A 12,045-nucleotide genomic window follows, 5' to 3' on the forward strand; every position below is an offset into this window, starting at 1 on the left:
TGGGGACCTCGATGCCGGTGAGGACTTTGATGGCGTTGCGTGAGGAGTCGGACATGTTCGGGTCCAGCGACATACCCGTCCCCTCCTCCACCCCTCGACGCCGCTACGCGGCCATGAAGGTAGCACTGGATAATCCGCGCGTATCGGTCCTCCATTCCCCGGATCGGAACCCACGTCTGAGGCCCCTCCGGTGAATTCCCGAAGGTCATGGATGTGCTTCGATGGCGGTGAGAGATTTCTGTAACGCGTTCCACCTGGTCAGTGGGCCGACTATTTCCGCAACGGTTTTCCTGGACCGAACCGAATATTCTTTTCCCGTTTCCCTCGCGCCGGAGGGTCCGTCCGGCGACCGGACGGATGCCTGGTGAGGGCGGGTGGCAGGGTGGTGCCTCTGCTGAACCGCTGTCGCCCGGCACCGGTTACAGCGTCCGCGAAAGAGCCGCTTCGGCTCCTGGGGAGGCGGCAGTGGAAGGAACTGCTTGTGCGGAGGTGTCCGAACGGCGGCCGTACACCGGCAGGCGGACGTTCAGTTCCCGTTCGTCAAGAATTCGCTTCTGAGTTTCGCGCAATACGCCTTTGTGTCACCGGGGGTGGGCTCGGTCGTATGGGCCGAAGGGAAAAAGAGAAGTGCGTCTTCGAGGAGAATCGCAATCCCTGTGGTCTCGAACGGGAGGGGGAGGCCCCGTCGTGCACTGCTCAGAGTCAGGGCGCGGGGTGTTGTTCGTCGGTGTGGGGGTCGCGGGCGAGGCCGGTGCTTCTCGGCGATGGCGCTGAGCACACGGTACGCCAGGTCGTCGTAGAACGAGCGCTGCGGTGAGCGGTGGCTCCGGGGTGTCGCGCGCTGACGAGAGGTCCTGCCGCGCTCACTCCGGTTCTTCGAAGTAGCGGACGTAGGCGTTGGACTGCGCGGCGCAGTCGTCGAATATCTGCTCGCTGGACCAGCCGCGCGTGGCGCGCAGGCGCGGGATCGCGTCGGCCGTTGCCGGGTCGTGGCCGGTGAGGGTGCCGTCCTCGTGCAGCGTCAGAAAAGGCCGTGTCCGCTGTGTGCGGCGGTCCTGGGCATAGAGCACGCGGGTCATCGGCTGTCCCCTGAGAGAAGGCTGGTGGTTCCCCGCGCGTTGCGGGCCAGCATGTCCAAGCGCGCCATCATCTCGTCGAACCAGTCGGACCGGCCCAGATGGTCGAACTCGGCGTGGAGCCCGGCGAGCCGGGACTGCAGGAACCGGATGTCGGCCCGGGTCAGCGGGTTGGTGATCCACGCGTTGGCATCGAAGTCGTAGAAGGGCCGCATGCCGTTGGTGTAGGCCAGCCCCTCCAGGTCGGTGGGGTCTTCGGGTGTGTGCTCGTACTTGAACCAGGCCTTGCCGTGGTCGATGCCCGCCACGTGCCCGTTGCCCTGGTCCAGCCAGTTGCCCGGATTGCGGTCGCCGTTGGCGATCAGCAGGTCCAGCAGGCCCAGCACGTGTCCGTCCCGCGTGGTCAGGAGCGGGGATCGCGGGTTGTCCAAGTGGGTGAACCCGGATACGCCGTTCATGTAGTGCATGAACAGCTCGTACTCGCCGATGCGCAGGACCCCGGGGACGTTGGCGCCGATGGCGCGGCCCACCAGCGAGGCGAGCTGCTCGGCGTCGGCGCGCTCGCGGGCGAAGGTGGTCTCCTCGGTGTCCTTGTAGACCGTCTGCGCGCCGTTCTCGAAGCGCATGAGCGCGGTACTGCCGTCGGAGCCGTCTTCGACGAGCCCCTCCTGGCTCAGCACATCGAATCCGGTGGTGTCGGCGAGGTCCTCGATACCGGCGAAGGACCGGTTCCACAGCATGAGCGCTGCGATCCGCTCGTCCTGATCCCCGTCCTGGTCCTGCGCGGTCTCCTCGGACGGAGCCGCGTGCTGCTCGTCGTACGCCGCCGCGGTGGGGTCCTGGGTGTACTGGGGCGCCGTGGGGTACTGGGAGACCTGCGTTCCGGCGGGGTAGGCCGGGCCCGGGGCTTCGGAGGCCTCGTAGTCGTTGGTATCCGGGTGTGGGCTGTTCCACGGCCCGCCGGTGCCGTCGCTCACGGGAAAGACCGTGAGTTCGAGCCGGGTCATGGAGTCGGGCAGGGGTTGATCAAAACCCGACTTGGGGTTGAGGGCGCTGAAGAAGTCGTTCTCGGACTTGGGGTTCAGGACGCCGAAGGGGTCGTTCCCGTAGTCGGGGCCCTTGGGATCCAAGTGGTCGAAGACGGGCTTGTCGCGGTCCCCCAGGGGTGGGAACAGGGGTTCGTCGGAGGGTGAGCGTCGGGGCTCCTGCACTGGTGTGTCGGGGTGGTCGTACAGGGACATGCCGTCGTCGCTGTCGTCCGAGTCCGAGCCCGAGTCCGACTCCGAGTCCAGGTCCGGAACGGAGTCGGTGTCCGTGTCGCGCTGGTCCGGGTCCGCGCTGTCGTGGGTGTTGTGGCCGGACCGGTCAGCGTCCCTGTCTGTTCCGCGGTCCTCGCCGTTGTCCTCGGAACCGCGTCTGGTGTCGGGCTCGTCCCTGCTGTCAGAGCGGTTGTTGCTGGTACCGCCCTGGTCGCCGCTGTTGCCGGAACCGTCCTTGTCCTGGCTTCCGTCCTTGCCGTCGTTCTTCTTCTGGTCGTCCCCGTCCTCGGAGTCGTCCCCGTCCTCGGAATCGTTCCCGTCTTCGGAGTCCTCCCCGTCCTCGGAATCATTCCCGTCTTCGGAGTCGGATTGTTCGTGGGTGGGGTCGGACTCCACGGGCGCTGTTTCGGGGTTGGAGACCTCCTGGACGGAAGTGCTCTGGGTCTGCTCCTGGCGAGGCGTGCGGCGTCCGTCCTCGCTGTTGGGACCCTTCTGCTCCAGCAGCTTCCGTACGCTTTCGGCGCGCTTCCGGGCGCTGTCGGCGAGGGCCTTGGCGTCGTCGCGGGCCTCCCGGTCGGTCTCCGCGGCCTCGGCGGCACGCTCGGCCGCGGCCTCCGCCTTCTGGGCGGCCTGCTGCGCGACCTGGTGTGCGCGACGGGCGTCGGCGGCGGCGTTGTCGGCGCCCTTCACGGTCGTGTCGGCGGTCCCCCGGGCCTTCTCGGCGATCTTCCGTGCCTCAACCGCGCGATCGGCGGCCTCCTGAGCCGTCTGCGCGGTGGTGTCCGCCCTGTCGCGCAGGTTCTGTGCCCGCTCGGCCAGCTGATTTGCGTCCTCGGTGGCCCGGGCGGCGCGTTCCGCCGCTTCGCGGGCGGTCTGCCGGGCCTCCTGCGCCCTCGATCGCGCGTCCTCCGCGGTCCGGCGAGCGGTCTCCTCCCGGGTGTTCGTCGTCCCCCGGGGACCGGTGCCGCCCGACCCCTCACCGATGGCCGGGGCGGTGTCCGGCGCCGTCTGCCCGCCGGGGGAGGGCCGGGCGGCGTTCGCCGCCGCCTGGGCCGCGAGGTCCGCGGCGGTGCGGGCCGCGCGGGCGTCGGCCTCGGCCTGTGCGGCGTCCCTGATGGCGTCCGCGGCCCCCGCTCGCACATCGGCGGCCCTGGCCGTCGCCGCGTCCGCGGCGGTGCGGGCGTCCTTGGCCGCGTCGGCGGCCCGCTGAGCCGCGTCCGCCGCATTCTGGGCGGACTCGACTGCCCGGTCCGCGGAGTCCCGGTGGCCAGACGCACTGGTGCTGAGTTCCTCGGCCCATGTCCGCAGGGTCTCGGCGTCCGCGGCCATCTGGTCGGCCTGCGTCTTCGCGGTGTCGGCGTCCGTCTTCGCTGTCTCGGCGTCGGTCCGCGCCGTCTCCGCCGTCGTCTGCGCGGTGTCGGCGCGATCGGCGATCGCCTCCAGGTCGGCGATCAGAGTGTTGGCCCGGTTGCGCGCGTCCTGTGGGGCCCGGTCCCCGCCGGCGGACCGGTCCTGTCCGGACAGGCCGTCCACGGCGGTTCTGAGCTCCTGGTACCGCGGCGGGGTCTCGTCGAGGTCGTTCTCGATCTCGGCGACGGTGTCCTCGTGCTCGCCTGCGGTGTTCTGGGCGCTGGTCGCGGCGGTGTCCGCGTTGTCGGCCGCCGTGGTGGCCGTCCTGACCCGGGCGTTGAAGGCGTTGCGATCGGGTTCGGGCCGCGTCGTGGAGGCTTCCTCGCGGGTCGTGGTGATGTCGTTGTCGGCGGCGGTGGCGCTGTCGTGCGCGGTGTCCGCTGCTTCCTGTGCGTCCCGTGCCTGCCGCTCCGCCCCCGGCGAGGGGGTGCCGTCGGTCCCGGGAGCGGGTGCGCGTCCTCCGGCTCCGGTGGCGGGTGTTCCGTCGCTTGAACCGTCGAGGATGCGGAGGCCGTCCCGAAGGTCGGCCCTGCCGCGGTCCAGGGGGGTGGAGAGGCCGTTCGCGTCATCGCGTGCGTCACGGGCCTCCTGGACCGCGGTGTCCGCGGCGTCGGAGGCGCGCTCGACCCGTGTGTCCACAGCGTCCCAGACCCGGCCGTCCGTCCCCCGGTTGCCCGAGCTCTCGCCGTCCGGGCCCAGCGCGCCGGGGTCGCGGAGGGGGGTGTCGGACCCCGGAGCACCGAGGTTCAGCTCTGACCGGAAGCGATCACCCAGATCCTGGCGCGGTCCCGTGGGCGCGGGGTCCGACGGGGTCACGGTGATGCTCGGCAGGGGACCGCCGGTGGTCGTGGTGGTTCTGGAAGTGCCGCTTGTGTTCCCGGTGGCCGTGGTGTTGTTGTCGGTTGCCGGTGCGCGGGTCGTGTCCCCCCTCGTCCCGCCGTTCCCGTCGCCGCTCACCGTGCGCACGGGGGGAACGGTGCCGCCGTCCCTCCCCTGCCCGGCGCCCCCCAGGGTGGTGCGCGCGTTGTTCACGGTCTCGATCAGGGCGTCGATCTGGTCGTCGAAGTCGGACCGCGCGCGGTCGTACTCGGCCGCCTTGGCCTCGTAGGCCTTCTCGGCGCTCCGGTCGTCCGGGTTGGCGGCGTACCTCTCGGCCAGGCCTTCCAGCGGGGCCCGGGTGTCGGTGTACGCGGCCTCGGCCTCGCTGAAATCCTCCCGCGCCTGGTTGATCCGGTCCATGACGGGGGCCATGTCCTTGGCCTGGTCCGGTGTGAGGAAGCCCAGCGCGACCGCGTCGGACTCCGAGAACCAGCCGGCCATTCTGACCGTGACGTCGTCCACGCCCCAGCGGGTGGGCCGGGAGTAGAACGGGGTCGATGGAAGGCTCGGGTCGTTCGGGTGGAAGGCGGCGGGCGCCTTGAGCTTGCTGCCCGCGGCGAACGCCCAGGTGGCGTCGTACTCCACGAGGTAGGCGGGCCCCTGGCGGAGCTGGTCGGACTCCTGATAGCCCTTGACGGCCTGGTTGGAGCCCCTTTCGGTCCCGTGGGACGAGCTGGTGTTCACACCCGCCGCACCGGTGTAGGCGCCTTCGTGCCCGTCGTAGGGCAGGCCCCCGGTGCTCAGCCCGGACGGGCGGAACTCCCCGCCGCGGCCCCGGCCCCCGCCGTGGGAGTCGCCGGCGCTGTTCGCCCGGGGCTGGGTGCGGGAGTCGCTGAGCTGGCTGCCCGGAAGCGCGTCCAGGATCCTCGCCCCGCTGCTGCTCGGTACGACCTTGGCGCCCCACTCGGTGCGGCTGATGTCCGTGAACTGCACCCCGTCGGAGTTGTGTGCGGCCGACGGGTACACCGCCTTGACGGCGCTGTCGCTGAGGCTGTGGTCGATCTCGTTGTAGACCGGGTCCTGACCGTAGTTGTCGGCGAGGTAGGCGCGTGCGGCGTCGGCGGTGGCGCGGGTGGGCTGCCCTCCTTCGGGGGTGCCGGCGGGCGGCTGCCAGCCGAGGGTCTGCGCGATGACGACGTTGGCTTTGTCGCGTAGCGCTTGGCCGCCGTCCTGCACCATGGCCGGCTTGGTGATGGAGGTGTCGTTGCCCGGCCGGGGGCCGGCGTCGCCGGTCCAGTTGCGCAGCGCGTCGGACACGGACGCGTAGATGGGGGCCCGGGGCCGCTGCGTCGTACCGTCGTCCCCAGTGGGGGCGGGGACACGGCCGTTACCGGTCGCGTCGGTTTCCGTCCGATCGCCGGTGGTGTTGTCGCCCTCCGGAGCTGGAGGGGGGTTCTGGTCGGCGGGCCCCGTCCCCGTGGAGCCGGTGCCGTCCGTGGACGTGGTGATGGTGGGGGGAGGCGCTGGCAGATCGGTGCCGGTGCCCTGCGTGCCGTCTCCCGTGGTGGTCGTCGTCGGGGGATCGAAGGTCATGTACGCGAACGGGTACAGCGTCTCGACCCGACCGCTGTCCGCGGTGCCCGTGTACGTCGCGCGCGGGGCGTTGCCGTTCTCCCCGCCCTTGGGTTCGCCGAGTTCGAGGGTGAGGGTCAGGGTCGTGTCCGCTCCGACCTTCGCGTACGGGGTGTTCAGGTGCAGCTCGACGGTGCGGGCGTCGTCCTGGGACTGCCCGGAGGAGCGCCCGTCGCTCGTGGAGGAGGACACCGCCGCGGCCGGGGGGACGAACAGCGGGCGGTGGTCCGGCTGCCCCTCCGACCCCTGGTCGTCCTGGGCGTAGGGGGGCGGTTGCAGCAGCACGCCGTCCGCGCCCACCGTCGTGCCGGTCCCCCGGTTCTGCGAGTTCGCGTCGGTCGCCTTCCACGTGTGCGACTCGATGTAGTAGCCGGACTGGCCGACGTAGGAGACGTCGGTGCGGTCCGGGTCCCTGGTCAGGTTCACGTAGACCTTCGCCGGGGTGCTCCAACGCTGTGGCCGCGGCCCCGAATCGGGCCCGGGCTCCGGCCCCAGTGCGCGGACCTTGACCGGCACCGGGACGGTGGAGTCGGGGTTGTTGCCCAGGTGCGTGGTCAGTTTCTGCAGCAGGAGTTCCCGGCCGCCGCTCGTCAGCTCCAGTCCGTTCGAGGCGAGGTCGTTCACCAGGGCCTGGATGGCGGCCTCGGGGTCGGCGGGTTCGACCTGCCTGCCGTTGTTCTCGAACCCGGGGCGCACCTGCGCGGTGTCAGGCGTCTTGGGGTTGGGCTGCGGGCCCAGGTTCACTCTGTCGCCGTCGCGGGTCGCCTGGTCCAACACCAGCCCGGCCTGGTGGGCGTCGCGTGCGTGCACGTAGCCCGAGATCAGGTTCTGGACGGGAACGGTCCACCCGTGGAACCGGGTGTTCCAGCTCAGGGGCGGGCCGATGCTCCAGTTCTTCAGGAACTCGATCGCCTGGGTGAGGTGACCGGAGGCGCGGAAGGCGTACGCCTTGGTGTTGTTCGGGATGAACAGCACCGACGACGTGAACGAGGTCGACTGGGTGTGCGATGCGCCGCGGGAGAAGAACGTGCGGGCGAGGGAGGGTCCGACCAGCGGGATCGGTCTGACGGCCTCGTTGGGCAGGGAGTCGTCGGTGGGGTGCGGGTTCGGGTTGCGGCCCCCGCTCCCTCCGAACTTGAGGCCGACGTTGCCGGTCAGGGAGGAGTTGGTGGACAGGGTCACCTCGCTGCCGCCGTTCCACCGCATCTGGGCGTCGACGGGGCGGAAGTCGGTGACGGTGTCGATCTCGACCTTGGTGGCGATGGTGGCCCGGATGTCGTGCGGTGACCAGAAACCGCCGCTCATCTCCTGGCGGACGCGGGAGCCCGACGGCGTGGTCACGCTCCTGCTCGTGGCGAGTTCTTCCGCCGACAGGTGGTTCTCGAACTGCCGACCGCCCCCGGACGACTGGGAGAGGAACGAGTCGAGCTTGCGCCGGAACCCGTCGTGGAGGCCGCTGCGCGGATCGGAGAAGGTCCGGTACGTCTCCTCCAGCAGCCCGCGCATGCCCCGGCTTCCGGCATCGAAATGGGTGTTCACGCGCTCGAAGGTGCCGCCGATGCGGCGGATCGCCTGGGCGCGGACCTGGTCCAGGGTCGGCGGGCCTTGCTGGGGCTGGTTGGCCGGGGCGCCGTCCCCGCTCCGCTCGCCTCCGGTCGGAGCGGCCTCCGGCGTCGTTCCGGTGGTGGTGTTCGTGGTGCCGTCGGGGGGCGGTGGGGTGAGGACGACGGCCTGGTTGCCGTCGGTCCCGGTGGTGGTGTTCGTGGTGCCGTCGGGGGGCGGTGGGGTGAGGACGACGGCCTGGTTGTTGTCGGTCCCGGTGGTGGTGTTCGGGGGAGGGGTGACGATCTGGGCGCCCCCGCCGAACAGGCGTCCCCAGGTGTGCGTGACCCCGTCCCGAATGACGGTCCACCGGCCTCCCTGGCCGTCGCCCGACGTACCGTCGGGGGTGGTCTGCGGGACGAAGTTCCGGACGATCATGTCCCGTGCCTGCTCGGACGTGAGCGGTTGCCGACCGCCGGTCGTGGCACGCACCACGTCCCCGGAGGTGTCCGTCTGCGTGGAGCTCTCTCCCCGGGTGTCCGTGGTGGTCCCGGGGGTGCTCCGGGTCTCCCGCCCGTCGGTCCGGTCGCCGGAGGAGGTAGCGGTGTCGCCGTCGCGTGTCGCGCCCCCCGGGTCGGACACGGTGTTCGGGGGGTCGGAGGCCATCGGGGGCATCTTGGGCGTGAGAAGGACGGTCTGGGCGTCCATCCCGTCCCCCAGGAGCGGGATGCCGTGTTCGCGTTGGGGCCGGTCGTCCCGCGCCAGCCCGATGTCGTCATGCTCGAACATTCGTGCGGTGAAGCGGGTACGGGAGGTCCACACGTCGGAGTCCCCGCTGAACAGCACCGTCTCCTCGGAGCTGTGGGAGAGACCCTGGCTGGAACCCTTGCCCGTGTTCAGGGATGCGTTCAGCGAGGCCGAGGGGTTTCCCAGGACCCGGGGGACACCGCGTGCGTCGGCGCCCGCGTCGGTGCGCACGCTGGCGCCCGTGGTGAGGCCGAGCGAGTGGTTGACGCTCGACCCCTTCGTGGTGGTGATGCCGGCCGAGCCCGCGAAACGGCCGCCGCCGCTGGCGGTCGTGTCGAACTGGTGCACCAGGCCATCGAAGTCGCCGTACAGACGCACCGTCACGGTCTCGGGGCGGGACCCCTTGTCCTTGCGGAGCATCGTCGGGTCGATGACGGCGGATTCCTTGAGGCGGACCGGGATGCCGTTGCCGGGAAGGTCGGGCGCACCGCTCTTGAGACCGGACTCGGAGAACGCCCTGATGACCTTGAGGGTGTTCTCACGCGCCACGTCCGCGTTGCGGCGCAGGCCCCAGCGCTCGCGGAAGCTGCGCATCGGTCCGTCCGGGTCCATGTGGCTGGGGCGGACGGCATAGTCCTTGCCGGTCCGCGCCAGGTCCGGGATGACCATGCCGGGGCGCTTCTCGGAGATGGCGCTGAGCACGTTGTACGCCAGGTCGTCGTAGAACGGGCCCTGTGGTGAGGGAGGCGCCGGGGTGTCTCCGTTGCCGCTGTTGTCCGCCGGAGTGGTCGGGGGTGCGTGGCTGAACCCGCGTACGGTGGCCCCGCTCAGGTCGGTGGGGTGGTCCACCGCGAGGTTGGGGAACGGGATCCGGGGCGGCGCGGCCGGTTCACCGGTCGGGTCCGGGGCCTTGGGCGGTTCGCCGTTGAGCTGGCGGGCGTCCTCGACCGTGAGCATCTCGACCGAGTTCCCCTCGAAGCGGTGCGTCGGCGCTCCCGGCTCGCTCTGTAGTTCGACGTAGTAGTCGCGCTTGACGTCGTAGGCGGCGTGGCCGGAGGGGGCGTGCACGACGTGGCTGCTCGTGCCCGAGGTGTTCAGCGTGGTCCCGGTGCTCTTCTTGAACGTCGCCGAGTACTCCACGGAGGGCACGTCGAGGCGGATGCTCTGGCCGTTGGGCAGGTCGAGCCAGATACCGAAGCCGCCACCGATCGAACCGGAGGCCATGGTGGAGTGCTTCACGGTGGAGGAGTCGCTCTTGACCGTGGTGTTGCTGTGCACGAAGTCGGCCAGGCCGGGGGCGAAGTCCTTGCGGTTGTACTCGGTCGACACCGACCACATCCGCATGATGCGTGGGCGACTTCCGGGGACCTCGACCCGGATGTGCGCGGAGCTGTTGGTCATCTGCGGCAGGTACTGCAGCACCCGGTCGTTGTCGAAGGTGTACTCGATGCGCTCGCGGTACTCGTTGTCGCGCCGCTCCTTCTTGGAAGGGGTGTGGCCGCTGCCTCGGTCACCCTCGGGGCGGGGGCCCAGGACGTGGTCGGCGAGCCAGGTGCCGAGGGTGCTCTTCCCCGGTCGACCACCGCTGCTCGTCGTCGCGGTGGTGGTGCTGTCGTCGCGGTCGCCTTCGCCGCTGCGGTCGGTTCCACCGTCTGAATCCGTGGCGGGAGACGGGGGGACCGGGGTGAAACGGGTGATCTCGATCGGGTGGCTGGTACCCATGGACGGCCGGTTCACCGGCTGGTGGTTCCCGTTGGCGTCCGCCGGTCCGTTGTCGGGCACGATGCGCTGGGGTGCGTCGGAGGGGACGACTTCGCCCGGCAGGTTCATGGCGAGGCCGTTGTAGGTGGTGCCTTCCTGGACACGCGGTGTGGTGAGGCCGGGGCCGGTGACGGACGTCCTCATGTGCAGGTCGCCGACGTAGAGGTTCGGGGCGCCGAGCAGTTCGATGCCGCTGGCGGAGTTGGCGCTGGTCGAGGCCGATCCGGAGGTGCCCCGGACCCTCATGCCGCCGCGCCCCCCGAAAGCGGCGATCGGCCCGGCGTCGCTGCCGCTGACGTTGCCCACGTAGAAGGGGCTCATCGTGAACTTGGCGCCGACGGTCTTGCCCGCGCCGCGTGACCCGCCGTCGCTGGAGTCCACACCGGGGCCGGTGTCGTGGAGTCGCAGGAACCTGGAGTCCCCGCCGCCGCTCAGGGGCTTGGTGTCGACGTGGTAGAAGTCGCCGTCCTCGGAGCGCAGATCGATGTCGGCGCTCCAGGTCTGCCCGTCGTGGGTGGTGCTGACGGCGTGTCCGCCCTCGCGCAGGAAGGGGCGCGGCCCCTCCCTCGTGAGGATGTCGACCACGCCGTCCACGATCTTCTGCCGCACGGGGTCGGGCATGCCCGGAGTATTGGTCAGGACGTCGTTGACGAACCCGGGCAGGTGCTCTGCGAAGAGCATGTGCGGTCCGAGGACGGTGGACGTGGTCAGGTAGCCCAGGTCGTAGCTCTGACCGCTCCGGTCCGGCACGAAGCCGCCGTCGTAGGTGAGGGGCGGGAGCGGCCGGGGCGGCGGCGCGCCCTCCGGCGGGGTTCCCTCCTGGGTGTTCGGCCCGCGGCCGACGGGGTCGGGGGTGTTGCCGGTCAGGCTTCCGTCCCGGGGAGCGGGGGAGTCGGTGTTGAGGGGTCCGAGGGGGATGTCCCTGCTGGTTCCGCCGAGGGGGACGGGGCCGGGGTCGCGGCTGGTCCCGCCCGTGGTCTCCAGGACGGTCATGACGGTGGTCGGGCCGTCGGGGCGCAGCAGGTCGGCCTGCATCTGGGCGATGTGGTCGTAGTTCCTGTAGGCCTCGTTGGCCTCGCGCTGCGCCTCGTAGGCCTGGGCGCGCAGGTCGTCGGCGTCGGGGCGGCCCTGGCTCTCGGCCTCCCTGGTCTGGTTGACCAGGTCCTGGGCGCGCTGGTAGCCGCTGATCGCGTCCTTGAGGCTGGCCGAGGCCAGCTCCCCGAGCCGGATGGCGGTGGTGATCTTGTCCGACGCGGCCTGGGGGGAGGGGTTGCCCTGCCCGCTGTCGGCGGGGGGAGCGCTGTCCTGCTCCCCCGCGCGGGGCGGCGGGACGGCGCCCTGGTCGCCCAGGGAGTCGGGTGCGGGAGTGGGTTCTGGGGAAGGGTGGTCCAGCGCCTCGGGGAGGGGTGCGGTGTCCTCGGTCTGCGGCGGCGGATCGCTCTCCGTCCTGGTGTCGGTGTCGCGCTGGCCGTCGCCGACCTCGGCGGCGGGCGGCGGAGACGGCGGGCCATCCTCCGACTCGGTCCGGGGCCCGGAGTCGGAGTGCGCACGCTGCCCGTCTGGCGAGGTGCCGGGGTCCTCCTGCCCGGTGCGGTCCGGGGCGGGTGCGGTTTCCGGCGTCGGGGTGCTCTCCGTGGCGGTGCGCACACCGTTGCCGTCGGCGGGCGACCGCTGGGCGGACGGATCCGGTGTGCGGGTGTCGCCGGTGCGCTGGGGCGAGCGTTCACTGCTGTTGCGTTCGGTGGGTGTGGAGCGCTGGTTGCTGTCGGAGGCCGGGCTTTGCGGTGTGGTTGCGGGCG

Annotated in this window: 2 protein-coding genes; both read right to left on the reverse strand. The window is 71.1% G+C overall.

What is annotated here, in order from left to right:
• Positions 1 to 863: 863 nt before the first annotated feature.
• Positions 864 to 1,079, reverse strand: coding sequence for a hypothetical protein (locus ACFWTE_RS28295; RefSeq protein WP_378782971.1), 216 nt, complete (start codon positions 1,077 to 1,079; stop codon positions 864 to 866).
• Positions 1,076 to 11,893, reverse strand: a complete 10,818-nt coding sequence (locus tag ACFWTE_RS28300; protein WP_378782972.1) for a hypothetical protein — start codon at positions 11,891 to 11,893, stop codon at positions 1,076 to 1,078. The genes ACFWTE_RS28295 and ACFWTE_RS28300 overlap by 4 nt, the downstream gene beginning before the upstream one ends.
• Between the last annotated feature and the right edge of the window lie 152 nt (positions 11,894 to 12,045).

This window comes from Nocardiopsis sp. NPDC058631 (assembly GCF_042716955.1).
Lineage (GTDB): Bacteria > Actinomycetota > Actinomycetes > Streptosporangiales > Streptosporangiaceae > Nocardiopsis.